Below are 22757 nucleotides of genomic sequence, written 5' to 3' on the forward strand. Positions count from 1 at the left end.
CTTTTCCGTGACCATAGAAAAGCCCGGCCTTTTTGGACAGGCATGAATATGCGCACATGGACAGGACGCCCGGATGGTGCTGTCATCCAGGTCTTCGAGGAGAGAAACGGGGAGACCGGCGCATGGTCGGAATGGTTTACCGGGCTGTATCTGCAGTCTGCGCCGGAAGGCATCGTTCCGGAGTAGTCGCATGATCCGCCAGGCCGTCGCCGACGGGCTTGAAGCGCGGGAGATAAACCATGACCCGCAGTTTCAGTGGCGCGGGCGCAATGTCACGCGCATCGAGAACCTGTCGGACATCGTTTTCGCGCTCGCGCTCGGCATGCTGGTCTCAGCGTCCATCCCGCCGGTCAGCTATGGCGACCTGAAGGACCACATGCTGAATATCGTGCCGGTCACAGCCGGTTTTGTGATCCTGCTCATGGTGTGGAACATGCATTTCGTGTTCTTCCGCCGCTACGCGCTGGGGGACAATGCGACGATCTTCCTCAACGCGGCGCTGCTGTTGCTGATCCTGTTCATCGCCTATCCGCTGCGGTTCATCTTCGACTCGCTGTTTTCCTACATTCTTCTGTTGTTCGGACATCCAGAGCGTATCGCCGCAATGGACGTGACGAGTTTTGCCGTCGCAGGCGAGCTCATGAGCATCTATGCCCTCGGCAATGCCTTGATCTACATGCTCTTCGCCGTGATGTATCGCCACGCCCTGAAGAAGGCGGACCTGATCGGCCTGTCGGAGACGGAAGTAATCTACACCCGGCTGTCGATCGCCGTCTTCATCATGCAGGTCGTTATCTCGCTCGGCGTCGCCCTCCTCGCATTGACACCGCCGGTGACGGTCTTTGCGAGTTTCCTGTTCTTCCTGAACTGGCCCGTCGGGTATACACTGCGCTGGGTCTACGAGCGCAAGGTGAAGAGACTCGGGCAACAGAAGGTTGCAGCCGGTCAGGGCTGATTGCGCCGGTGGAGGATCATTCCCCTGTCAGCGCCGACCAGTCATCGAGGCCGATCCGGCTTGCCATGTCGCCAAGACCGGACAGCTCCAGCAGCTCACCCAGCTCACCCTTACCGAGGTCGCGCCCGGAAAACGCGGCGACTGGACTGCCGAGATCGGCGAGGCCGACACTATTTCTTGCCTGGTCGACAAGGATCGACAGGGCCGGCAGTTTCGTCGTCGCCGCGGACACGGCGAGATCGCCAGACAGCGAGGCCGAATTGCGGCCAACCGCGTCGTTCAACAGGCCGTAAAGTTCGTTGAGCGACAGCAGGTAGATGCGCATATGCACCTCCATGCAGTCGACACCGCAGCCCGGCGTCGCCGGCAGGCCAGAGCGGTACACCATGTCGCCATCGGAATCAGCGATCAGCTGGCCGAGCGGAAATTCAGGATTGAGCTGGTTGACGATCTGCGGCGTGGTGCGCAGGCCGCGCACCGTGGTCGGTGCCTTGTGAGCCTGGACCATCAGGGCGCAGCCTTCGGCATTGCATTCGGCGAAGCCATAGGCGAGCGGCAGGCCGTAAAGCGAGGCGACGATGACATGGCCATTGATCTCGGGCACAGGCTCCTCGGCGACAACGGGCAGCCCGGCCCGTTCGATGAGCGCCCTGATCTCCGCCGGCTTGAACAGGATCGGCTCATAGGTGAAGCTGCCGTCGTCGACACTTTGTCCCGCGTCGTCAGGCTGGGCGCCGAGGGAGTTGGACAATTGCGCGCTCGCCGGTGACATGGCGCCGATCGGCACAAGGGAACAAATGGCTGCGGCCATGGCGGCGAAAAATCTGATCATGTGAACCCCACTCGCAAAATGTGCCCCTGAATCCGGTCCGGCAACTTTCCAAAGCGCCGCAAGGAAAAGCCTATCGGCGGGACCGACACACGGCAAGGCTTTAGTCGCGCGGCTCCGGCGGTCGCTCGTCACCGTTCCGGCGGTGCCAGGACCAGACGCCATAGCGCCACGGCGCGCGGGGATGGTCGTCGAGATGGTCCGGTACCGGATCGAAGCCGTGCGAGCCGAGCGGATGGCAGCGGGCGAGGCGGGCGAGAGTCAGCCACGAGCCGCGCCAGGCACCATGGCGGCGATAGGCCTCGCAGGCATAATGCGAACAGGTCGGCGCATGGCGGCATTGCACGCCAATGGCCGCGAAGGCAGGCGACAGGGTCAGCTGATAGACCTTCAGCATCCCGATCGCCAGCCGCGAGACAATTCCGGGACGACTTTCTGGTCCGTTGCTGTTCTGCGGCGTTGCCATGTCGGATCTGTCTGTCGATATGTCTGTCATAGAGTTAACGCCCCGGCTCGACGGGTTCTGTAGCCTTTTGCCGTTGAACCGTGCTGAATGGCGCAAACGATACGTGGGAGGGATAATCCACTATGCAAGACGAAGCCACCAGCCGCATCGCCCTGTTGTTGGCGCTGACCGGATTGACGATTACCGCCTGCGCCGCACCGGGCACGGCAGAACGCGCCCGGCTTGCCAATGTCGACCGGGTCAACGCCGAACGCCAGCTGCAGGGCCGGGTCATGGACAGCGAACAGGCCGCCCGGCTGATCGGTGCCGCCCGCACTCTCGCCGCCACTGAAGGCTGCGACGAGGCGATCCCGGTCTATCGCGTCCTTGCTGCCTATGGCCGCAGTTTCGAGGTCGCCCAGTATGAGCTCGGCCAGTGCCTGCTCGACGGGTCGCCCACGCCGCTCGATCGGCGCGAAGCGATGATCTGGATCGAACGCGCGGCTTTTGCCGGCCACCGCGAAGCGCAGAAGGAACTGGCGGAGATCGCCTTTACCGGTGGCGACTATGCCACGGCCCTTGGCTGGGCGCTGGTTTTCAACGACCAGAACGACACGTCAATCGCGCCGATGCAGGATTTCTCCGCCCCGTTTATGGACCGTCTGCAGGCTGGATTGGGGGCGACTGAGATCGCCGCCGCGGAACGCTTCGCCGAGGATTTCTCGCCGGACTATATGGCGTCCTTCCGCATGGGACGCCCGGAACCGCAGCGCGAGGATGCCCCGGATGACGGCGTCAAACGGATCAGATAGGGTTCAGGCGGTTGCTGCCTCGATATGGTCGAGGCAGTCGATGACAGCATCAAAGACCAGAAGCGTTGAGGCATGGCGCGCCGGATACTCCCGGATCGGCTCCAGCTTCGCCAACTCGGCAAAGCGCTCGCCCGCCGGCACCGGCCCCTCCTCCTTCAGCATGGCGACCATCTGCCGGTGGAGCATGCGCAGTTCCTCAGGCGTGGCCCCGATGATCGTCTTTGCCATCAGCGAGGACGACGCCTGACCCAGCGCGCAGGCCTTCGCCGAGACGGCAAAGTCCGACACGACGCCTTCCTCCAGCTTCAGGTCGACCGTCACCTCCGACCCGCACACGCGCGAGAATTTGCGCGCCGTCGCATCCGCATCGTCCAGCCGCCGCGCCCTGGGGATGGACCCCGCCGCTTCGAGCAGGGCGTTTGAGTAAATCTTCTCGATCATGGGCGGGATATAGTTGGATGGCCGTATTGATGCCAGCCCTACCCCTGCCCGAAATAATCCGCCTTGCCGAGCTTCACGCCATTGGCGCGCAGGATCGAATAGCAGGTGGTGACGTGGAAATAGAAGTTGGGGTGGACGAAACCGAGCACATAGGCGCGGCCGGGAAAGGTCATGTCATTGCCGCCGATCTTCAGCGTGATGTCGCGGTCTTCCGACCCCTTCATGTCGTCCGGCTCGAACGTGGCGAGATAGTCCAGCGTCTTCTGGATGCGGGCGAGCAGGTCGGGGAAGGTCGCCTCGACATCCTGATAGGAGGGCACGTCCCGCCCGGCGAGGCGCGAAGCGCAGCCCTTGGCCATGTCGGTGGCGATATAGACCTGGTTCTTCAGCGGCAGCATGTCCGGCGCATGGCGCGCTTCGACCAGCACGCTTTCCTCCAGCCCGCGCTCCTTGGCGCTCGCTTGCGCCTTCTTCAGCACATGCGACATCGCGGTCAGCATCGAAATGAAAACCGGCACGGACACTTCATACATCGAAACGGGCATTGATATTTCTCCTTGTCCTTTGGGCGGGATATAGCCCGGACCACATCTTCTTGCCACAGGCCGCACGCGGCGTCTCAACTAAAGCGGGGACCCTACCCCCGGCGCCTTACCCCCTGCGCCACGTCGCGCCGGACGGGCCATCCTCGATGATGATGTTCTGCGCGGCGAGCTTGTCGCGAATCGCATCGGCCCGGGCGAAGTCCTTCGCCTTGCGCGCCTCGGCCCGCTCGACCAGCAGCGCGTCGATGGCGGCATCGTCGAGCGCGCCCTCACCCGCCGCCTTGCCCTTCAGCCAGTCAGCCGGATCGGCGTTGAACACGCCCAGCAACTGGCCGGCGGCCAGAAGGTCCGCAGCCGCCTTTGCCTCACCGGCCTTTGCCTTGTCCCGAAGCGCATGGAGTGCCGCGAAGGCTTCGGGCGTGTTCAGATCGTCCGCCAGCGCCTCAATCACCGCTTCAGACGATCCGGCCGGCAGGTCCGCCTCGCCATCGCTCAGCACACGGTAGAACCGGTCGAGCTGTTTCTTCGACTGCTCCAGCAACTCCTGCGTCCACACAAGCGGCTGGCGGTAATGGGCCGAGAGCAGCGCCCAGCGCAGCACCTCGCCATCCCATTCCTTCAACAGGTCATGGGGCAGCACGATATTTCCGAGCGACTTGGACATCTTGTCCTCGCCCATGTTCAGGAAGCCGTTATGCAGCCAGTACCGCGCCAGCGGCACATCGCCATCCGCCAGGCCCTTGTCACCGGAGCAGCAGCTCTGCGCGATCTCGTTCTCATGGTGGGGGAAGCGCAGATCCTGCCCGCCGCCATGGATGTCGATGGTCTCGCCCAGCACGTCGCGGATCATGGCCGAGCATTCCAGGTGCCAGCCGGGCCGGCCCTTGCCCTCGATCCCCCACGCCGGCGGCGCCGGCCAGCCGGGCTCGTTATCGGCGCTCGGCTTCCACAGCACGAAATCGGCGGCATTGCGCTTGTACGGTGCGACCTCGACCCGCGCCCCGGCGATGATCTCGTCGCGGTCGAGCTTCGACAGCTTTCCGTAGGCCTCATAGCTGTCGACATCGAACAGCACATGGCCTTGCGCCACATAGGCATGGCCGCGCTCGATCAGCGTCGTGATCAGCCCCTGCATCCCCGCGATATGGGCGGTCGCGCGTGGCTCGCAGCTCGGTTTCAGGCAACCGAGGCCTGCCATGTCGGCGCGATAGATATCGGCATAGCGCTGGGTGATCGCGCTGATCGGCTCGCCGCTTTCCTGGTGTGCCTTGATGATCTTGTCGTCGATATCGGTGAAATTGCGCGCATAGACGACATGATCCTCGCCATAGACGGCGCGCAGCAGGCGGAACCACTGGTCGAATACCACTGCCGCGCGGGCATTGCCGATATGGGCATAGGAATAGACCGTCGGGCCGCAGACATACATCGTCACCCGTTTCGGGTCGGCGGGCGCGAAAATCTCTTTCTTGCCGGAATAGCTGTTTTGGAGCTTGATCGTCGTGTTGATCGTCATGGCAGGATAATCCTGGCTTTCACAAATGCGGGAGAAAACCGCCCGAATGGGGCAAGTTGGCGCAGGCTCAGCGCACAGAGCTCAATAAAATCAGACAGTTACAACAGAGCTGCATGGCCCCTCACCGGAAATGACGCAGTCGTCAGTGGTTTTTTCCTAGTCTTCTCATTATCTTGTGTCCAGCGGCTAAGGCGGAAACAATCCCCACAGTTGCGAATGTGTAATCGCCCTAACCAACGATAGGACAGGCCCATGTCAGCCATTGCCTACGATACCATTACCCGTGCCTCCAGCAATGATGAGGAGAGCGTCTCTTCCCGCCCGACACGGGCGGAAGCAGAGGAGGCCGTGCGCACGCTGATCCGCTGGGCTGGCGACAATCCCGCCCGCGAAGGCCTGCTCGACACGCCAAAACGGGTCACGAAAGCGTATCAGGAATGGTTCGCTGGCTATGACGACGACCCGGAAGCGATCCTGGCGCGCACCTTCGAGGAAGTCGAAGGCTATGACGATATCGTGCTGATGAAGGATATCCGGCTGGAGAGTTATTGCGAGCACCACATGGCGCCGATCATCGGCAAGGCCCATATCGCCTATCTGCCGGACAACAAGGTCGTCGGCATTTCCAAGCTCGCCCGCCTCGTCGATGCCTATTCAAAGCGTCTGCAGATCCAGGAAAAACTGACCGCCCAGATCGCCGACACGCTCAACACCGTGCTGGAGCCCAAGGGCGTCGCCGTGATGATCGAGGCCGAGCACCAGTGCATGTCGACCCGGGGCGTGCACAAGCATGGCGTCGACACGATCACCACACGCTTTACCGGTGCGTTCAGGGACGATCCGAAACTGGAAGAGCGCTTCCTGCGGCTGATCAAGGGGTAGTCCGGACAGCTAGACGGCGGGACCAGCGAGGTCTGCGTCCTGATGACGGTCGCGGCCAAGAGCCGCCGACAGGTCGGCAATCGAAATATCGACGTCCTGAAGCTTGCCCCGGCGTCCGGGTGTCGAGCACAGCCGGATGCTGGAGTCTTCGCTGCGATGCCAGTGGAACGGGAAAACCCAGTGATGGCTGACAGTGCTGCGGATACTGTAAGTCCCCGGCATCTGCAGGTCATAAACGCCCTCGAGCCGGAACGGGAACATGAAGGTGACGCGCGACTCGATCATGAGTTCCTTCCGATAACCGCCGCTGTCGAGGCGGCTTGAAATTCTCCTCTGCAAGGAAAGTGGCGGGGGGGGTATCCCCCCGCATCCGCCGTTATGAAGACTGTTTGGCTTCAGTCTTTGCGGCAGCCGGTTTGGAATTGTCGCCAGCGACGATCGCAGGCTTCTCTTTCTGGGCAGCGGTATCGTTGGCGGAGTCTTTTTTCTCGTTTTTCGGGGTTTTATCGCCTGCATTATGATTTTTCTTAAACATGGTATCCAACTTTCAAATAACCGGCACGAATATGCCAGTGATCCTTATCTAGAAGGTAGCCCGCGCCATAACAAGGGCCGGCCAGGATAAATATCCTTATACGGAAATTATTCCGAAGAATGGAACCATTTTGAAACGCCGAATCCGGATGAAATTTCTCAGTCGCCATTCAGGCGGCGACGTTCTCGCCTGTGCGATGCGCCGGCTATGCCGTGACGGGAACACTCGGCTTGTCCCCGGTCTTCTGGCCAAGATGGCGGGCGAGCACGATCAGCATGAAGCCGATCACCAGCGTCTTGCCATTGTCAGCGAAGGCATCGAGGAAAACCCGCGCCGCATAGCCGAGCCCCGACTGGCCGGAAGCCTGAAGGGCCTGCACCGCCGGCAGGTGATACGGCATCTGGGTGACCGACTGCAACATGCCGAGGCAGCCGCACACCGTCAGCGCGAAGCCGGCGATGAAGATGCAGCGGGTCGTCAGGGAGGCGGTCAGCCCCTTGTGACTGATCGCATAGAGCGCGATCATCGCCATGCAGACGGTAATCAGGAACATCAGGTGGATGATCGTCGTCAGTACCCGGTCGGTCCACCAGCCGCTCGGACCGTGTGTGCCGTAATGGGCGGGGGGGCTGAGCATCGATCCGATATTGAGCAGGGACAGACCGAGAATGCTCAGGCCAACGAAGAAGGCGATCACGGCAAGCGATTTGAGCAGCGTATCGGACATGAAAAGCTCCGCCTCATGAGCTGGACCGGGCAGCACGGCGCCGTGCGGGTGCCCCGGTCTTTATCGGTTTGCGTAAACTTATGCCGATAAGGTGAAGGAACGCTTACCCGTTCGGTTAAATGGCTGTCGCTAGCGAACTTGCCAGCAAAGGCCGCAAACGTGGCATGGCTGCCGCGCCCCAATGCCTGTAAGAGGCGGTAAATCCTTGACAAAATCTGCCCTGTGAAACACCCATCAGGCCGGAAAAGGAATATCCCATGACCGACGCGAAACCGGAAAGCATTGAGGAAACCAGCGCTTTCGCCCCGCGCTTCAACGAGGCAGGCCTGATCCCCGCCATCGCGCAGGACGCGGTGACCGGCGACATATTGATGATGGCGTGGATGAACCAGGAGGCGATCGACAAGACACTCGCGACCGGGGAGGTCCATTACTGGTCCCGCTCCCGCGCCGGGCTGTGGCACAAGGGCGCGACCTCCGGCCATATCCAGACCCTCGTCTCCATGCATATCGACTGCGACCAGGATGTGCTGCTGGTGAAGGTCAGCCAGACCGGTGCCGCCTGCCACACCGGGCGCGACACCTGTTTCTACCGCACCGTGAAGGCGGCAGGCGGACTCGCCCTGAAACCCGGCCATTAGCACCGGCCATTAGCATCAGGTCCAAACCCGTCTAGACAGGTCCCATGCAACAGCCCGTCACCTATGGCCGCCTGCTGGCGCTGGCCTGGCCCGCCAGCGTCGCGGCGATGATCACGCCGCTGCTCGGCCTTGTCGACGCGACGGTGCTGGGCTATTCGGCGCGGCCGCTCGATGTCGGCGCGGTCGGGCTTTCTTCGGCGATCTTCTCCCTCGCTTACTGGACCTTCGGCTTTCTGCGCATGTCGACCTCCGGCCTGACGGCGCAGGCGGTGGGCGAGCGCAACGAGCCGAAAGTGCGCCGCATCCTTGCCCAGTCGGTCGGCCTTGGCGCCGTCATCGGGCTCCTGCTCGTCATCCTGCAATATCCGTTCGGCGAGCTGGCCTTCTGGCTGATGACCCGCGGCGCGACGGTGGTGCCGGAAACGGTGGAAGCCGCGCAGACCTATTACGCCATCCGCATCTGGGGTGCACCCGCCGCGCTGATGACATACGGCCTGCTCGGCTGGCTGACGGCGCGCGGCCATACCGGCCTGATGATGGCCGTCTCCGTCGCGCTGACGCTGCTCAACACCGGGCTCGATATCTGGTTCGTGATCGGCCTCGATCTTGGTGCGGCGGGCGTCGCCTGGGGCACGCTGATCGCCGAGGTAACGGGCGCCGTGCTCGGCCTTGCCGCCGTCGCCCTCGTCCTGTCGAAGAATGACGGCCTCAAGGCCCATTGGCGCGAGATCGACTATCTCGCCCGCCGCTCGCTCAAACGGCTCCTCGCCGTCAATCTCGACATCTTCATCCGTACGCTGATCCTTGTCGGCGCCATCGTCTGGTTCATCCAGCGCTCGGCGGTCTATGGCGACTATGTTCTCTCGGCCAACCAGATCCTGTTCCAGTTCTTCCTCGTCACCGGGCTGGTGCTCGACGGCGCGGCGATTGCAGCAGAAGCGCTGGTCGGCCAGTCGCTGGGAGCCAAACGCCGCCGCGCGCGCCATCACCGCTTCTACCAGACGATCCGCAAGAGCGCGGTCATCACCCTCGTCGTCGGCCTTGCCATGTGCGCACTCTATCTCCTGTTCGGCACGAGCCTGCTCGACATTGCCGCGCCGGACCCGCAGATCAACGCCACGGCGCGGGACTATTTCGGCTGGATCATCCTCTCGCCCATCGTCGTCGCCACCGCCTTCCAGCTCGATGGCTATTATATCGGCGCGACGCGATCGAAAGCGCTGCGCAATTCGATGATCGTCTCAGGGATCTTCTATGTCGGCGCGGTCGTGCTCCTGACCCGCTATTTCGACAATCATGGCCTGTGGATGGCGTTCGGCACCTTCCTCATCGCCCGCGCCCTGACGCTGGTGGCGCTATGGGGCGGATTTGCCAAGCTGATCGATGAAGGGCAGAAAGAAGACTGACCCCTATGCTTCGTGGGCTGCGTTGCAGCCACCTCAGCATGAGGGTCAGGATTTCCTCATCCTGAGGTGCCCTCGAAGAGGGCCACGAAGGACAGGAAATCATAGCCCCTTGCCAACCGCATCCTCGACAGAGATAAACCCGTCCGCCTGCAGATAATCGACGAGGCCGCGCAAAATCTGCGTCGGCAGGCCCGGCCCTTCATAGACCATGGCGGTATAGAGCTGTACCAGCGACGCGCCCGCCAGGATCTTGGCATAGGCATCCTTGGCCGACGACACGCCGCCGACACCGATCAGCGGCACGGCGCCGCCCAGCGCAACCGCGAAATCCTTCAGCACCGCCGTCGACAGCGCGAACAAGGGCTCGCCCGACAGGCCGCCAGCCTCCGTGGCCAGCTCGGGGTCGAGACCATCCGGCCGCGTGATCGTGGTGTTGGAGACGATCAGCCCGTCAATGCCGCTGGTCTTTGCCACCGCGGCGATATCGGCCTTGTCTTCATCGGTCAGGTCGGGCGCGATCTTGAGGAACACCGGCAGCGTGCCCGTGCGCGCAGACAAGACGCGGGCGAGCAGGTCTTCCAAGGGGACGCGGCCCTGCAGCGTGCGCAGGCCCGGCGTGTTGGGCGATGAGATATTGACCGTGGCGAAATCGACATGCGGCTCCAGCGCCTTCAACCCCGCGACGTAATCCGCCGCCTTGTCTTCCGTCGTCTTGTTCGCCCCCAGATTGATGCCGACGATCCCGCCGCGCCGCTTGCGATCCTGCAGCCGCCGGGCAATCAGCGCCAGCCCGTCATTGTTGAAGCCATAGCGGTTGATGACCGCGTTGTTGTCCTTCAGGCGGAAGACGCGCGGGCGGTCATTGCCCGGCTGCGGCTGCGGCGTCACCGCGCCGACCTCGACAAAGCCGAAGCCCAGCGCCAGCACCGCGTCCGGCACTTCGGCATTCTTGTCGAACCCGGCGGCCAGGCCGAGCGGATTTGGGAAGTCGATCCCCGCCACGCGGATTGCCAGCCGCTTGTCCGTCACCGGTGTGACCGCCGGCTGCAACCCGGCCTTCAGGGCACGGATGGTCAGGCGGTGCGCCTGTTCCGGGTCGATCGTGGTCAGCAGTTTCGCGCCCGCCGTGGCGAGCGGCAGCGGCAGTTTCATCGGTACACCTTCATAAAGAGTCCATCCCCGTCACCGCGAACGATCCGCCCGGTCGCCGGTCGAGCCGCAGCAGCCGGTCGGCATGTTTCACCCGCAGCGCATCGCCGTAGAAGTGCGGAAACTCCTGTCCGCGCTTGGGCGCCATTTCCCATTTCAGGTCGGCCTCCAGCGCAGCGGCGTCAAAGCCGAGGGCGAACAGCGTGTCCGTGCCGTCGAAATGGAGGTTCGCCGTCTCGATCAGCTGGTTCTCCGCCGACAGGTGGAAATAGCCATCGGCCTCGTCGATGGCGCGGCGCGGCACGAGCGCATCGGCACGGGCCGCCGACCAGTCTTCTTCGGTCAGCAGGCGATAGATGATCGTCGGTTCCATAGTCCTAGTCGAAGGCCGGATCGACCGTCATGTGGCGCGCGCGGGCGGCATGCTCGATCGCGTTGGCGCCCTCGTCGGAGACTTTCAATGTCTGGCGGATCAGCTCCAGCACGCGGATTTCGGCAATATCGAGATTCTCGTCGGCGGTGACGACATCGACGCAGGCGGCATAGGCGGTCTCGCCCAGATGGGCCGGCAGCGCGGCCTCGGCGGCGGAGAGCACCTTGTGCAGGCCGCCATCGGACGACATCAGCACACCGCATTCCTCGGAGGTGCGGACCAGATTGTCCTCGTCGGAATCGGAAAACAACGGGAAGGACCGCACGACGCGGCCAATGGTGCGCAGCTCGCCCTCGGAAATGATCCCGTCGGAGGCGGAACTCATCACCATCAGATAGATCACCGCTTCCTGCGGCGTGAGTTGGACGACGGCTTCTGCTGCCATGGCATTGTTACTCCTGCTTGTTGACACTCTCTTCGTATGGCCCGGAAGCTATGCGGCTTTACAGCCTATCGCAAGCCCGCCAGAACGGGGCACGACACGCCCGATGCCCGCTTGACCTGCAATCATGCTAGACCTAGCTTCCCGGGCCTGCAATCACGCCCTCTCTGAAAGAAACCACACCCCGATGACCGATTTTACCGCCGACGACCTGAACAACGCAAAAGCATGGCCCTTTCAGGAGGCAAAGGCCCTGGCCAAGCGCGTTGAGAACAAGCCGGCGGACCAACCGGTGATCTTCGAGACTGGCTACGGCCCGTCCGGCCTGCCCCATATCGGCACGTTCGGCGAGGTCGCCCGCACGACCATGGTGCGCAATGCATTCGAGGCGCTGACCGGGCGCCCGACGCGGCTGATCTGCGTCTCCGACGACATGGACGGCATGCGCAAACTGCCCCCGGGCCTGCCCAATGCCGACAAGCTGGAAAAGTACCTGCAGCAGCCGCTGTCGCGCGTGCCCGACCCGTGGGGCACCCATGACAGCTACTCGGCTCACAATAATGCAAAACTGTGCGGCTTCCTCGACCGGTTCGGCTTTGACTATGAATTCCTGTCGGCGACCGATGCCTATATGTCCGGCAAATATGACGCCGCCCTCATTCGCATGCTGGAGAAATATGACGAGGTCATGGACATCATCCTGCCGACCATCGGCGAGGACCGGCGCAAGACCTGGTCACCGATCCTGCCGATCTCGCCGACGACGGGCCGCGTCCTTTACGTGCCGATGCTGGAGCGCGACGCCGCCTCCGGCACCGTCGTCTTCGAGGACGAGGACGGCACGCGCGTCGAGACAAAGGTCACCGGCGGCGCGGTCAAGCTGCAATGGAAGGCCGACTGGGCCGGGCGCTGGTACGCGCTGGGCGTCGATTATGAAATGGCAGGCGAGGACCTGACGGAATCGACGCGCCTGTCGAGCCGCATCGTCACGGCACTGGGCGGTACGCCGCCGGCCGGCTTCAACTACCAGCTCTTCCTCGACGAGGACGGCAAGAAAATCTCCAAGACCAAGGGCAATGGCCTGACCATCGAGGAATGGCTGACCTATGCCTCGCCGGACAGCCTGTCGCTTTTCATGTTCAGCGCACCGAGAAAAGCCAAGAAGCTCTACTTCGACATCATCCCGAAAACGGCTGACGAATACTGGTCCTTCGTCGAGCGCTATCACGCGGCGGAGACGCCGGAGAAGAAGCTCGACAACCCGGCCTGGCACCTGCATGGCGGCAACCCGCCGGCAGACACGCCGCCGGTGACCTTCTCGCTCCTGCTCAACATCGTCAACGCGTCGGGCACGTCAGACCCCGCCGTGCTGAAAGGCTTCGTGCACAAATACCGCCCCGACGCCAGCGATGCAGAAATGGCGGCGATGGAGCCGATGCTGACCTATGCGGTCAATTACTTCGAGGATTTCGTCAAACAGAAGAAGCAATACCGCGCCGCCGACGAGCGTGAGAAAGCCGCCATCGAAATGCTGGCCGCCTCTCTGAGCGAGGCCGATCCGGCGGCGGAGGAAGATGTCTTCCAGACCCTCGTCTTCGATGCCGGCAAGGCGCAGGGCTACGAGAATATCCGCGAGTGGTTCACCGGCCTGTACGAGGTTGCCTTCGGCCAGAAGGAAGGCCCGCGCATGGGGCCATTCATCAAGATCTACGGCCCGAAGGAAACCGCGAAACTCTTGCAGGCCGCCCTCGACCGCGACGCCTGATAGGAAAACAGACCCATGGCTTTTCTGGAACAGGTCCGCCTGCGCCATCCCGTGTATTTCTTCCGGCACGGGCAAACCGACTGGAACGCGCAAATGCGCTGCCAGGGTCTGACCGATATCCCGGTCAACGCCTTGGGCGAGACCCAGGCGCGCGCCTATGGCCGTGTACTGAAAATGGTGCTCGGTAGCCGGCTGTCCGACAGCAGGCGGGCGCCCTTCACCTTCTATTCCAGTCCGCTCTCCCGCGCCACGCGAACCATGGCGCTGATCTGTCACGAGCTTGGCTGCCCTGATGTGGCGGTAGAGACCGACGAGCGCCTGACCGAAATCGATCACGGCGCCTGGAATGGATATACCTATGACGAGATCAGGGAGAAATGGCCGGATGATTACGCCGCCCTGCAAGCGGACAAATGGACGACGCGGCGGCCCGAGGGCGAATCCTATGAAGACCGGGTCGAACCGCTGACTCACTTCCTCAAGGAAGTGACAGGCCCGGCCATCATCACCGGCCATGGCGGCACCGGCCGCGTGCTGCGCGCGATCATCGCCGGCCATCCGCCATCCCAGGTCGTTCACCTGCCGATGACCCAGGACCAGTTCTATGCCTTCGAAGACGGCGTGGAGACCATTCACCGCTGCCAGGACGACGCCGGGGAATAAAATCCTGCAAAGTCGTCGACGGGGGGCCTGAAATGATCAAGCCCCCCTGAAAACCGACTCGTCGTCAAACAAGCGAGTCAGGGGGAGGCGTCTCACCGCCAGTCGGAATGAAGAACACCTGGGTTTCCCATTCGCCAGTGAGTTCATTGTAGACCTCGACCTCACACATGTCCCAGCCAGGACTCCATGATTCACAGGAGGGAGACCATCCTGCGCCGTCCTGTGCAGAGGCGTTCGAAACCGGGAGGACCGCGAGCGACGCCCCCGCAACAACAGCCGAGACTGCTCTACTTACTGTTTTGCCAAAACCCATGGTGATTCTCCATAACAACTAAATGAACAGAAAAAAACATACTTGCCTTCATGGCAACAAGCATATCCTTCATTGAAGAAGATATTATTGAACATAAACAGGTTATCCATGAATCTTGCAAAAGTAAATAATGGAATACTTGAAATTAATAATTACATTGTTATCCATAGTTATATCGATATTCGAAGTTATAACGACAATAGACCAGAAGTTTTGTGCAATACTGAAAAGGGTCGAACTGCAAAACCCTTCATCCCGCTGGTTTCCTTGGCAACACGGAAGCGCCGGGCACGGCGAAACGACCGTCTTGTGGCATCGGGAGATGGCGCAGGCGGTTCTATGGCTTTGAAAAAGGCCACGAAACCGTGCATCTATCCGGCTGCGGAGGCGGAACCGGCTCGCCTCGCCGGATGTTGAGGGTTCATGCGTTTGAAATTCCTGCTTTTTCTTTGCCTTGTGCCGATCGCCTTTGGCGCTGTCCATGCACAGGACGAGGCGGCTGAGACCGCGCCCGTGATCGAGACGCAGGAGGAAAACGCCGGTCCCGACGAGGATATCGAAACCCGCATCGAAGGTATTTTCTCGCAAATTCCCTCCCTCTCCACCGTCGATGTCACGGTGCAGGACGGCGTCGTCACCCTGTCCGGCATGGTGCCTGACAGCGAGGCGCTGGCGCAGGCGCAATCCATCGCCGCACGGGTCAGCGGCGTGGTCACCGTTTCCAATGACCTGGAGCGCGACATCACCGTTGGCGGGCGGCTCAACCCGGCGACGGCAAAACTGCGCGGCGCGCTCCTGGAGGCCTATGCCCTGCTGCCGCTGATCGGCGTCGCCCTCGTCGTCTTCCTGCTGTTCCTGCTGGCCGGGCTGTTCATTGCCCGGCAGGAAGGCCTGTGGCGCCGCGTTGCGCCGAACGCTTTCGTCGCCGGCATGATCTCCGCCATTATCCGCATCGTCTTTGCACTTGTCGGCATCATCCTTGCCCTGACAATCCTCGATGCCGTCGCCCTGCTCGGCGCGTTTCTCGGCGCTGCCGGCGTCATCGGCCTCGCCATCGGGTTCGCCGTGCGCGACACGATCGAGAATTTCATTGCCTCGATCATGCTGTCCCTGCGCCAGCCCTTCCGCCCCAACGACCTCGTCCAGATCGGTGACAGGCTCGGCAATGTCGTGCGGCTGACCTCCCGCGCCACGATCCTGATGACGCCGGACGGCAATCATCTGCGCATCCCCAATTCCGTGGTCTTCAAGGCCATCATAGAGAATTTCAGCCGCAACCCGGAACGCCGCTTCGAATTCCAGCTTGGCATCGACGCCGAGGACGACCCGCAGGCGGCCCTCGACACGGTCATGCCGTCGCTCAGGACGCTCCCCTTCGTCCTCGCCGACCCGCCGCCCGCCGCCTGGATCGACGCCGTTGGCGATTCCAACATCGTCCTGACCCTGACGGGCTGGCTCGACCAGCGCGAGACAGATTTCATGAAAGGCCGCAGCCAGGCGATCCGCATCGCCAAGGCAGTATTGGAGACGAACGGCTTCACCCTGCCCGAACCGATCTATCGCCTGCGAATCGAAGGGCTGAAGGACGGCATTGCCCTGCCTGCAGGCACCGGCGGCACGGTCAGCGAAACCACGCCAGATACGCCAGCCCCGCAGACACCGGTGAAGCGCACACCCTTGAAATCGGTACCGGAAATGCCGGACGCAGAGGACACTGCCGTCGACCGTTCGCTCGAAGAAAAGGTCGCGGAGGACCGCGCCGGGGCGGGCGATGACCTGCTCAGCGACAACGCTCCCACAGAGTTCGGTGACGAGGGGAAGAAGAAAGCCTAGGGCGAGCGCGTGAACGGAACCGCTCCCGTGCTGTTCGCCCCTCATGGCTTCAGAAAACAAGAACAGTCCCCTTCTCTACCTGCAGCTCTTCGCCGGCATGGCGCTGTTCGGCTCGGCGACGCCCCTGTCAAAGATTGTCGGCGAGGGCTTCCCGGTGTTCACCGCTTCGCTGATGCGCATGGGGCTGGCCGCGCTGGTGCTGGCGCCCTTTGTCATCCCGCGCCTGGGCGAGCTGAAAAAAGCCAGCGCCTCCGACTGGCGCGCCATGGCCTTCATCGCCCTGTTCGGCATGGTCGGTTTCACCGCCACCATGCTGTTCGGCATGCGCCTCGCCTCAGGCGTGGTCGGTGCCACGGTGATGAGCATGACCCCCGCAGTCACGGCGCTCGCGGCCTTCCTGTTCCTGAAGGAAAGCTACAACGCGACCAAGAGCACCGCCCTCGCCCTTGCGGTCGCCGGGGCCATTACCATCAATATCTTCAATGGCGGTAGCGGCGAGAGCGGCATGGCGATGGTCTGGGGCTCGTTGCTGGTCTTCGCCGCAGTCTGTTTCGAGGCCGGCTACACGCTGCTCGCCAAGACCGTCTCCGACGCGCTGTCAGCCCTGTCGATCAGCTTTGCGGCAAGCGTCATGGCGATCCCGGTCTTTTTGCTGCTCGCCCTGCTGTTCGACCCTGACGGACTGACCGTCTCCGGCGCCAATACCGGCCACTGGGCGGCGCTCGCCTTCTGGGGCGCGATAACCGCCGGTCTTGCCCCGGTGATCTGGTATACTGGCGTGCGGCAAGCCCCGGGCGCGCTCGCCGCCGGCTTCATGGCGGTGATGCCGGTCTCGGCGCTTGTCGGCTCCTACCTGTTACTGGATGAAAGCTTCCGCGGGGCGCACCTCGCCGGCTTCGGCCTGGTGTTTGCCGGCGTCCTGCTGATGGTACGCGAGCATATGCAGGGCATGAAAGAAGACTAGAAACCGGGATCGGTGAAGGGTACAGGCGCGTCGATGGGATCAAGCCCCAGCTTTTCACGCTCGGCATTGATGGCGGCTTCCATCTCGCCTGCGATGGCCTTGAATGCAGGCGCCTCGCGCACCGGCTCATAGATCGGGTCGATGAGCGGGACGAAGCTCCGGCCGCCACGTTCCATGGCCCGACGCAGCAGGTCCAGGGCCTCTGTCTCATTGCCCTCCAGCATCCGCAGCCCGGACGCAAGGACATCCATGCCGGCATTGTCGCGGCCTTCGTCGATCAACTGCTCATAGCGTTCCTGCCAGGCCGCCAGCATCGCCGGGCCGTCGGGATGTTCGGCTCTCATAAGCGGCGCGGCAAACCAGCCATAGCCCGGCAATGGGAAACGCGTGCCCACGGCTTCGACACTGCCAAAATCGCTGTCATAATAGGCCACCAGCTCCCCCCAGTTACCGACATCATACAGGGTGCGGATCAAGTCGATCTGGACCAGCGGCACGTCAGGGCGCGCGGCAAGCTGGGCGCGGGCCATGGCGAGAGCATCTTCCTTTCGCCCCTGCAGGGTCAGTGCCCTGATCTTGATGAAATCATCGACATCGAGGTCCAGCACCTTCTGGAATTCACCGAGGGTGATCAGGCCGAAGGCATATTCACGCAATATGCGCGGATCGTCCGGCGCAAGATCGAGGGAGCGCTCCCGAAATGCCAACCCTTCCGCCAGATCGCCGTCGGCCTCTGCAATCCTTGCCCGAAACGAATAAGGCGCAGGATTGTCCGGTGAGATGTCGGCCCAGCGCTCGATCAGGGTGCGTGCTTCGTCGATCATGCCCATTCCTGCATAGGCAGCAATGAGATTTGTATTGGCATCGACCTGCGCGGGGTCATGGGCGAGTGCCGTCTTCAGCTGCTCAAGCGCCTCCTCCACCCGGCCATTCTCAAAGAGCCAGTAGGCATAATCATTTCTGGCAAGCGGGAAGTTCGGCTTTTCGGCCAGCGCCAGCTCATAATAGCGCCCGGCCTGGGCGCGCTTTTCCGGATCGAAGGACATGGACAGCCAGCCGGCGCGGGCGAACAGCGCATCGGCTGACGTCGGATCGAGCGCCAGCGCCTTTGCGGTCCACGTGCCTGAGTTTTCAAGCGCCGTTTCGATCGGCACATTGCCCGCCGCGCCGTCTCCATCGGACAGCATAAGTTCGTAATAGCCGCGCCATGCGAGTGCCGGCACATAGTCTGGATCGATCTCCAGCGCCCTGTCGAGCGCGTCTGCCGCCTCTTCATACCCCGCCATAGTGCCCGGCGCGACTTTCTGCTGGGCGAGCAGATAGAGATCGTAGGCGGAGATATCAGTGCGCGGCGCGCTCAAGACGGGTTTTTCTGCCCCCATCAATTGCGGTGTCAGCTCGGCGAGGATTGCGTTGGCGATCTCGTCCTGCACCGCGAAAATGTCATCGAGATCGCCATCGAACGTCTCGGACCACAGATGAAAGCCGTTGTCGGCACGGATCAGTTGGGCCGTGACGCGCACCCGGTTGCCCTGCTTGCGCACAGAGCCTTCGAGGATATGGGCGACCGACAGAACCTCGCCGATCTCGCGCAAATCCTGGTCCTTGCCCTTGAAGGCGAAGGAAGACGTGCGCCCGGCCACGGCCAGCCCCGGCACCTGCGCCAGCGAATTGAGCAGTTCCTCGGAAATGCCGTCGGCAAAATAGACCTGGTCGCCATCCGGGCTCATATCGGCAAAGGGCAGCACGGCGATGGACGCCTCGGCATCCGCCATGCCCGGCACGCGCGCCGTGACATTGCCGCCGGCTGACGGCATGACCCGGTCGCCGATGATCACCACGACCAGCAGCACCAGCGCCCCGAGAATGACGAAATCGAGCTTGCGGCCGGTCCGGTCTGCGACACTTTGCGCGGGATCGACGGCGCGGGTCGGCTTCAGCCCCTCCGGCGTCATCTCGAAGGCCCAGGCGCCGATCATTGCCAGCGGAAAACCAATGATCACCGCGACAGTGATGAAGGTATCGAACCAGCCCGGCAGCAGCAGCGTCGTTTCAAGTGCAATCCCCAGCTGGATCAGCAGCCAGCCAACAACGGCATAGAGACCGGCCACCCGGAAGACGTTCCTGCGCCGCAGCTCCTGAATCAGATTGCTCAACTTGATGCTCCCTCCACCGGATTATGAAGGGAAATGAGGCAGATAACAACGAGAATGATAAAAGGCGGGACCCGCTTTCGCGATGCCCCGCCCCTGTCCGGATGCTGCGTATTGCCGCCCCTGGTCCTGGTTCGGCTCAGTCTTTATTGGGCTGCGGGGTCACGCGCAGATAGGGCTTGATCGTCGTGTAGCCTTTCGGGAACAGGCGGTTGATCTCGTCCTCGTCCTTCAGCGACGGCACGATGATCACGTCATCGCCATCGCGCCAGTTGACCGGCGTTGCGACCTTGTAGCCATCGGTCAGCTGCAGCGAGTCGATGGTGCGCAGGATTTCGCGGAAGTCGCGGCCCGTCGACGGCGGATAGGTCAGCGTCAGGCGCAGCTTCTTGTTCGGATCGATGACATAGACCGAGCGCACGGTGATGTTGGCCGCCGCATCCGGATGGATCATGCCATACAGCTCGGCGACCTTGTGATCGCCATCGGCGAGGATCGGGTACCAGACCTTGCAGTTCTGCGTCTCCTCTATATCGCCGACCCATTTCCTGTGATCCTCGACCGGATCGACCGACAGGGCGATGACCTTCACATTGCGCTTGGCCCATTCCTCCTTCAGCCGGCTGACCTCGCCAAGCTCTGTCGTGCACACCGGCGTGAAGTCTGCCGGGTGCGAGAACAGCACGCACCATGAGTCGCCGATCCAGTCGTGAAAGCGGATCGGTCCGTCGGTGGAATCCTGGTTGAAATCGGGAACGGTCTGTCCGAGTAGCAATGTCATGGGTCATCTCCTCTTGTTCTGATGGGACCTGACTAGCACTACACATAGGCGGCTGCCAGCGACTCACAAGCGCCCGCCGCAGAGTTTTTTGCTGCATTGCACGCATAAAACGCGCCCTGTCAAAAAAAACATCGGGTGTGAAAAGCGCAACATAATCATGACGTTACACTATCACGCACATAGAAGGTGACACGGTGTGACGATTATGCACTCGCAAAGGCGGTCAAATCGGGCATACTATATGCATAGATGGGCTGTGTACGGATTGCCGACAGCACCGTCAGATTTCCGCCTGACGAAAGGATGAGCGAGACGCGATAAACATGCTCGAGAATGAAATAATCTGCCACAGCATCACACGCGCCCCAGTCGCCGTAGCGCCCTCCAGCGCCGCTGCGCCGGACGAGGCAGCCGCAAGGGACAGGGGCAGTCACGAGCATGATCCGCTGCATACAGACGGACACGATCCATCACTAACGGGTGAGGCGGCTGACCACAGGTCATGCCGCCTTTTTCATGCCTTCTTCCACCATCACGATTCAAACTCCAGGGCAGCGTAAAGGTGTAACCATGACTGACAGCGATCTCGATATCTTTGACCTCTATTCCTCCAGCTATGCGCGGACCCGGCAGGAAAGCATGTCGCTGCGGGATTACCTGCTGGCAGCGCGTGACGACAAGATGATGTATGCCGGGCCGGCCGAGCGCATGATTGCCGCCATCGGCGAGCCCGAATTCGTCGACACCTCCAAGGACCCGCGCCTGTCGCGGATATTCTTTAACCGGACGATCAAGCGCTACAAGGCGTTCGAGGGCTTTTACGGCATGGAGGACACGATCGAGCGGATCGTCTCCTATTTCCGCCATGCCGGGCAGGGCCTCGAGGAAAAGCGCCAGATCCTGTACCTCCTCGGCCCGGTCGGCGGCGGCAAGTCGTCCCTCGCCGAACGCCTGAAGGATCTGATGGAGGAATATCCGATCTATGTGCTGAAAGCCGGCGATGAAATCTCTCCGGTCTATGAAAGCCCGCTCGGTATCTTCCAGTCGGACGATCTGAAGAACCTTCTGGAAGAGAAATACGGTATCGAGAAGCGCCGCCTGCACGGGCTGATGAGCCCCTGGGCGGTCAAGCGCCTCGACGAGTTCGGCGGTGACATTTCCAAATTCGAGGTCGTGCGCGTCTATCCTTCCAAGTTGCGCCAGATCGGCATCGCCAAGACCGAGCCGGGTGACGAGAACAACCAGGATATCTCGACGCTGGTCGGCAAGGTCGACATCCGCAAGCTGGAACATTTCAGCCAGGACGATACCGACGCCTATTCCTATTCCGGCGGCCTGTGCATGGCCAATCAGGGCCTTCTGGAATTCGTCGAGATGTTCAAGGCGCCGATCAAGGTGCTGCACCCGCTGCTGACCGCCACGCAGGAGGGCAATTATATCGGCACCGAGAGCCTCGGCCCGATCCCGTTCCAGGGCACGATCCTCGCCCACTCCAACGAAAGCGAGTGGCAGGTCTTCCGCAACAACAAGAACAACGAGGCCTTTCTCGACCGCATCAGCGTGATCAAGGTGCCCTATTGCCTGCGCGTCACCGAGGAGAGCAAGATCTACGAGAAACTGCTCGCCCATTCGGAGCTGTCGGACGCGGCGTGCGCGCCGGAAACGCTGACCATGCTTGCCCGCTTCTCGATCCTGACCCGGCTGAAGGAGCACGAGAATTCCAACCGCGTCTCCAAGATGCGCGTCTATGACGGCGACAAGCTGAAGGACACAGACCCCAAGGCGAAATCCCACCAGGAATATCGCGACGCCGCCGGCGTCAACGAGGGCATGGACGGCATCTCCACCCGCTTCGCCTTCAAGGTGCTGTCGGAGACCTTCAACTTCGACACCGAGGAAGTCTCCGCCGATCCGGTGCACATGATGTATGTGCTGGAAAACGCGATCAAGCGCGAGCAATTCCCCGACGAGACCGAGAAGCAATATCTCGATTTCATCAAGTCGGAGCTTAGCCCGCGCTATGCCGACTTCATCGGCAAGGAAATCCAGAAAGCCTATCTGGAGAGCTATGGCGAATACGGACAGAACCTGTTCGACCGCTATATCGCCTATGCCGATGCCTGGATCGAGGACCAGGACTTCAAGGACCCGGATACCGGCCAGCTGCTCGACCGCGGCACACTCGACCAGGAATTGTCCAAGATCGAGAAACCGGCGGGCATCGCCAACCCCAAGGATTTCCGCAACGAGGTGGTGAAATTCGCCCTTCGGGCAAGGGCCGCAAACGAAGGCAACAACCCGCGCTGGACGTCCTACGAGAAACTGCGCAACGTCATCGAACGGCGCATGTTCACGCAGGTCGAGGACCTCCTGCCGGTCATCTCCTTCGACTCCAAGAAGGATTCCGACACCGAGAAGAAGCATCACGACTTTGTCGAGCGCATGGCCGATCGCGGTTACACGCCGCGCCAGGTCCGCCGCCTCGTCGAGTGGTATATGCGCGTCAACAAGGCAGGATGATCGGTAAATGGTGAAATGGTGATTGGTGAATGGCGGTTTTTTCCATTCACCAATCACCACTCACCAT

General features: G+C 61.9%; 25 protein-coding genes. 12 read left to right on the forward strand and 13 right to left on the reverse strand.

Features of this window, described 5'->3' with window-relative positions; translation table 11 throughout:
- The first annotated feature begins 48 nt into the window (after positions 1–48).
- Positions 49–186, forward strand: a complete 138-nt coding sequence (locus tag IEV88_RS14975; protein ID WP_188160618.1) for a hypothetical protein — start codon at positions 49–51, stop codon at positions 184–186.
- A 4-nt stretch (positions 187–190) separates the two neighbouring features.
- Entirely contained in the window at positions 191–955 is a 765-nt protein-coding gene (locus IEV88_RS14980; RefSeq protein ID WP_188160617.1) for a TMEM175 family protein, read from the forward strand.
- A gap of 16 nt (positions 956–971) precedes the next feature.
- On the opposite strand, the gene IEV88_RS14985 is transcribed toward IEV88_RS14980, so the two are convergent.
- On the reverse strand, positions 972–1787 hold the full coding sequence (locus IEV88_RS14985) for a hypothetical protein (protein ID WP_188160616.1): 816 nt from the start codon (positions 1785–1787) through the stop codon (positions 972–974).
- A 100-nt stretch (positions 1788–1887) separates the two neighbouring features.
- Positions 1888–2280 carry a membrane protein insertion efficiency factor YidD gene (gene yidD / locus IEV88_RS14990; RefSeq protein ID WP_308419369.1) on the reverse strand — a complete coding sequence of 131 codons (393 nt, stop codon included), beginning with the start codon at positions 2278–2280 and terminating at the stop codon, positions 1888–1890.
- A gap of 92 nt (positions 2281–2372) precedes the next feature.
- Here yidD and IEV88_RS14995 point away from each other — a divergent pair, with 92 nt between their 5' ends.
- On the forward strand, positions 2373–3041 hold the full coding sequence (locus IEV88_RS14995; protein ID WP_188160615.1) for an SEL1-like repeat protein: 669 nt from the start codon (positions 2373–2375) through the stop codon (positions 3039–3041).
- A gap of 3 nt (positions 3042–3044) precedes the next feature.
- Here the strand turns inward: IEV88_RS14995 and IEV88_RS15000 are convergent, their stop codons facing one another.
- The 3 genes from IEV88_RS15000 to cysS form a co-directional block, all read right to left on the reverse strand.
- The gene (locus IEV88_RS15000; RefSeq protein WP_188160614.1) at positions 3045–3482 is read right to left on the reverse strand and encodes an iron-sulfur cluster assembly scaffold protein; all 438 of its coding nucleotides are present in this window, start codon (positions 3480–3482) and stop codon (positions 3045–3047) included.
- Between the two features lie 38 nt (positions 3483–3520).
- On the reverse strand, positions 3521–4027 hold the full coding sequence (locus tag IEV88_RS15005) for a DUF1993 domain-containing protein (RefSeq protein ID WP_188160613.1): 507 nt from the start codon (positions 4025–4027) through the stop codon (positions 3521–3523).
- A 106-nt stretch (positions 4028–4133) separates the two neighbouring features.
- Positions 4134–5543, reverse strand: a complete 1410-nt coding sequence (cysS, locus tag IEV88_RS15010) for a cysteine--tRNA ligase (RefSeq protein ID WP_188160612.1) — start codon at positions 5541–5543, stop codon at positions 4134–4136.
- A 252-nt stretch (positions 5544–5795) separates the two neighbouring features.
- On the opposite strand from cysS, the gene folE reads away from it, so the two are divergent.
- Positions 5796–6425, forward strand: a complete 630-nt coding sequence (gene folE / locus IEV88_RS15015) for a GTP cyclohydrolase I FolE (protein WP_188160611.1) — start codon at positions 5796–5798, stop codon at positions 6423–6425.
- Between the two features lie 9 nt (positions 6426–6434).
- On the opposite strand, the gene IEV88_RS15020 is transcribed toward folE, so the two are convergent.
- The 3 genes from IEV88_RS15020 to IEV88_RS15030 all read right to left on the reverse strand — a co-directional run bounded on the left by IEV88_RS15020 (position 6435) and on the right by IEV88_RS15030 (position 7687).
- Positions 6435–6710, reverse strand: coding sequence for a hypothetical protein (locus IEV88_RS15020; protein WP_188160610.1), 276 nt, complete (start codon positions 6708–6710; stop codon positions 6435–6437).
- Positions 6711–6801: 91 nt separating this feature from the next.
- Positions 6802–6960, reverse strand: coding sequence for a hypothetical protein (locus IEV88_RS15025; RefSeq protein WP_188160609.1), 159 nt, complete (start codon positions 6958–6960; stop codon positions 6802–6804).
- A 205-nt stretch (positions 6961–7165) separates the two neighbouring features.
- Entirely contained in the window at positions 7166–7687 is a 522-nt protein-coding gene (locus IEV88_RS15030) for a hypothetical protein (protein WP_188160608.1), read from the reverse strand.
- A 257-nt stretch (positions 7688–7944) separates the two neighbouring features.
- Here IEV88_RS15030 and hisI point away from each other — a divergent pair, with 257 nt between their 5' ends.
- Together hisI and IEV88_RS15040 are read left to right on the forward strand one after the other, a co-directional pair.
- Positions 7945–8328, forward strand: coding sequence for a phosphoribosyl-AMP cyclohydrolase (gene hisI / locus IEV88_RS15035; protein ID WP_188160607.1), 384 nt, complete (start codon positions 7945–7947; stop codon positions 8326–8328).
- 44 nt (positions 8329–8372) lie between these two features.
- On the forward strand, positions 8373–9734 hold the full coding sequence (locus IEV88_RS15040; protein ID WP_188160606.1) for an MATE family efflux transporter: 1362 nt from the start codon (positions 8373–8375) through the stop codon (positions 9732–9734).
- A 99-nt stretch (positions 9735–9833) separates the two neighbouring features.
- On the opposite strand, the gene IEV88_RS15045 is transcribed toward IEV88_RS15040, so the two are convergent.
- Genes IEV88_RS15045 through IEV88_RS15055 form a run of 3 tightly spaced genes read right to left on the reverse strand, consistent with a single transcriptional unit; the run spans position 9834 to position 11701 of the window.
- Positions 9834–10886 carry a quinone-dependent dihydroorotate dehydrogenase gene (locus IEV88_RS15045; protein WP_188160605.1) on the reverse strand — a complete coding sequence of 351 codons (1053 nt, stop codon included), beginning with the start codon at positions 10884–10886 and terminating at the stop codon, positions 9834–9836.
- A gap of 10 nt (positions 10887–10896) precedes the next feature.
- Entirely contained in the window at positions 10897–11256 is a 360-nt protein-coding gene (locus IEV88_RS15050; RefSeq protein ID WP_188160604.1) for a DUF952 domain-containing protein, read from the reverse strand.
- 4 nt (positions 11257–11260) lie between these two features.
- Positions 11261–11701, reverse strand: a complete 441-nt coding sequence (locus IEV88_RS15055; RefSeq protein ID WP_188160603.1) for a tellurite resistance TerB family protein — start codon at positions 11699–11701, stop codon at positions 11261–11263.
- A 184-nt stretch (positions 11702–11885) separates the two neighbouring features.
- On the opposite strand from IEV88_RS15055, the gene IEV88_RS15060 reads away from it, so the two are divergent.
- From IEV88_RS15060 to IEV88_RS15080, 5 genes are all read left to right on the forward strand, one after another.
- The gene (locus IEV88_RS15060; protein WP_188160602.1) at positions 11886–13463 is read left to right on the forward strand and encodes a lysine--tRNA ligase; all 1578 of its coding nucleotides are present in this window, start codon (positions 11886–11888) and stop codon (positions 13461–13463) included.
- 15 nt (positions 13464–13478) lie between these two features.
- Entirely contained in the window at positions 13479–14126 is a 648-nt protein-coding gene (locus IEV88_RS15065; protein ID WP_188160601.1) for a histidine phosphatase family protein, read from the forward strand.
- 421 nt (positions 14127–14547) lie between these two features.
- Positions 14548–14856 carry a hypothetical protein gene (locus IEV88_RS15070; RefSeq protein WP_188160600.1) on the forward strand — a complete coding sequence of 103 codons (309 nt, stop codon included), beginning with the start codon at positions 14548–14550 and terminating at the stop codon, positions 14854–14856.
- A gap of 6 nt (positions 14857–14862) precedes the next feature.
- Complete coding sequence (locus tag IEV88_RS15075; RefSeq protein ID WP_188160599.1) at positions 14863–16272, forward strand: mechanosensitive ion channel family protein; 1410 nt, start codon at positions 14863–14865, stop codon at positions 16270–16272.
- A gap of 43 nt (positions 16273–16315) precedes the next feature.
- Positions 16316–17236, forward strand: coding sequence for a DMT family transporter (locus tag IEV88_RS15080; protein ID WP_188160598.1), 921 nt, complete (start codon positions 16316–16318; stop codon positions 17234–17236).
- On the opposite strand, the gene IEV88_RS15085 is transcribed toward IEV88_RS15080, so the two are convergent.
- Both IEV88_RS15085 and IEV88_RS15090 read right to left on the reverse strand, forming a co-directional pair.
- Positions 17233–19392 (reverse strand): tetratricopeptide repeat protein, encoded by a 2160-nt coding sequence (locus IEV88_RS15085; RefSeq protein WP_188160597.1) that lies wholly within the window; start codon positions 19390–19392, stop codon positions 17233–17235. The two genes, IEV88_RS15080 and IEV88_RS15085, sit on opposite strands and share 4 nt — an antisense overlap.
- Before the next feature lie 136 nt (positions 19393–19528).
- Positions 19529–20170, reverse strand: coding sequence for a peroxiredoxin (locus IEV88_RS15090; protein ID WP_188160596.1), 642 nt, complete (start codon positions 20168–20170; stop codon positions 19529–19531).
- A 570-nt stretch (positions 20171–20740) separates the two neighbouring features.
- Here IEV88_RS15090 and IEV88_RS15095 point away from each other — a divergent pair.
- Complete coding sequence (locus IEV88_RS15095; protein ID WP_188160595.1) at positions 20741–22690, forward strand: PrkA family serine protein kinase; 1950 nt, start codon at positions 20741–20743, stop codon at positions 22688–22690.
- Positions 22691–22757 lie beyond the last annotated feature (67 nt).

It is taken from the genome of Aquisalinus flavus, assembly GCF_014640095.1.
GTDB lineage: Bacteria > Pseudomonadota > Alphaproteobacteria > Caulobacterales > Parvularculaceae > Aquisalinus > Aquisalinus flavus.

Excerpts from the sequence above, each read along its gene's own strand:
- IEV88_RS14975 (WP_188160618.1), top strand. The coding sequence starts at position 49 with ATGCGCACATGGACAGGACGCCCGGATGGTGCTGTCATCCAGGTCTTC.
- IEV88_RS14980 (WP_188160617.1), top strand. The coding sequence starts at position 191 with ATGATCCGCCAGGCCGTCGCCGACGGGCTTGAAGCGCGGGAGATAAAC.
- IEV88_RS14985 (WP_188160616.1), bottom strand. The coding sequence starts at position 1,787 with ATGATCAGATTTTTCGCCGCCATGGCCGCAGCCATTTGTTCCCTTGTG.
- yidD (WP_308419369.1), bottom strand. The coding sequence starts at position 2,280 with ATGACAGACATATCGACAGACAGATCCGACATGGCAACGCCGCAGAAC.
- IEV88_RS14995 (WP_188160615.1), top strand. The coding sequence starts at position 2,373 with ATGCAAGACGAAGCCACCAGCCGCATCGCCCTGTTGTTGGCGCTGACC.
- IEV88_RS15000 (WP_188160614.1), bottom strand. The coding sequence starts at position 3,482 with ATGATCGAGAAGATTTACTCAAACGCCCTGCTCGAAGCGGCGGGGTCC.
- IEV88_RS15005 (WP_188160613.1), bottom strand. The coding sequence starts at position 4,027 with ATGCCCGTTTCGATGTATGAAGTGTCCGTGCCGGTTTTCATTTCGATG.
- cysS (WP_188160612.1), bottom strand. The coding sequence starts at position 5,543 with ATGACGATCAACACGACGATCAAGCTCCAAAACAGCTATTCCGGCAAG.
- folE (WP_188160611.1), top strand. The coding sequence starts at position 5,796 with ATGTCAGCCATTGCCTACGATACCATTACCCGTGCCTCCAGCAATGAT.
- IEV88_RS15020 (WP_188160610.1), bottom strand. The coding sequence starts at position 6,710 with ATGATCGAGTCGCGCGTCACCTTCATGTTCCCGTTCCGGCTCGAGGGC.
- IEV88_RS15025 (WP_188160609.1), bottom strand. The coding sequence starts at position 6,960 with ATGTTTAAGAAAAATCATAATGCAGGCGATAAAACCCCGAAAAACGAG.
- IEV88_RS15030 (WP_188160608.1), bottom strand. The coding sequence starts at position 7,687 with ATGTCCGATACGCTGCTCAAATCGCTTGCCGTGATCGCCTTCTTCGTT.
- hisI (WP_188160607.1), top strand. The coding sequence starts at position 7,945 with ATGACCGACGCGAAACCGGAAAGCATTGAGGAAACCAGCGCTTTCGCC.
- IEV88_RS15040 (WP_188160606.1), top strand. The coding sequence starts at position 8,373 with ATGCAACAGCCCGTCACCTATGGCCGCCTGCTGGCGCTGGCCTGGCCC.
- IEV88_RS15045 (WP_188160605.1), bottom strand. The coding sequence starts at position 10,886 with ATGAAACTGCCGCTGCCGCTCGCCACGGCGGGCGCGAAACTGCTGACC.
- IEV88_RS15050 (WP_188160604.1), bottom strand. The coding sequence starts at position 11,256 with ATGGAACCGACGATCATCTATCGCCTGCTGACCGAAGAAGACTGGTCG.
- IEV88_RS15055 (WP_188160603.1), bottom strand. The coding sequence starts at position 11,701 with ATGGCAGCAGAAGCCGTCGTCCAACTCACGCCGCAGGAAGCGGTGATC.
- IEV88_RS15060 (WP_188160602.1), top strand. The coding sequence starts at position 11,886 with ATGACCGATTTTACCGCCGACGACCTGAACAACGCAAAAGCATGGCCC.
- IEV88_RS15065 (WP_188160601.1), top strand. The coding sequence starts at position 13,479 with ATGGCTTTTCTGGAACAGGTCCGCCTGCGCCATCCCGTGTATTTCTTC.
- IEV88_RS15070 (WP_188160600.1), top strand. The coding sequence starts at position 14,548 with ATGAATCTTGCAAAAGTAAATAATGGAATACTTGAAATTAATAATTAC.
- IEV88_RS15075 (WP_188160599.1), top strand. The coding sequence starts at position 14,863 with ATGCGTTTGAAATTCCTGCTTTTTCTTTGCCTTGTGCCGATCGCCTTT.
- IEV88_RS15080 (WP_188160598.1), top strand. The coding sequence starts at position 16,316 with ATGGCTTCAGAAAACAAGAACAGTCCCCTTCTCTACCTGCAGCTCTTC.
- IEV88_RS15090 (WP_188160596.1), bottom strand. The coding sequence starts at position 20,170 with ATGACATTGCTACTCGGACAGACCGTTCCCGATTTCAACCAGGATTCC.
- IEV88_RS15095 (WP_188160595.1), top strand. The coding sequence starts at position 20,741 with ATGACTGACAGCGATCTCGATATCTTTGACCTCTATTCCTCCAGCTAT.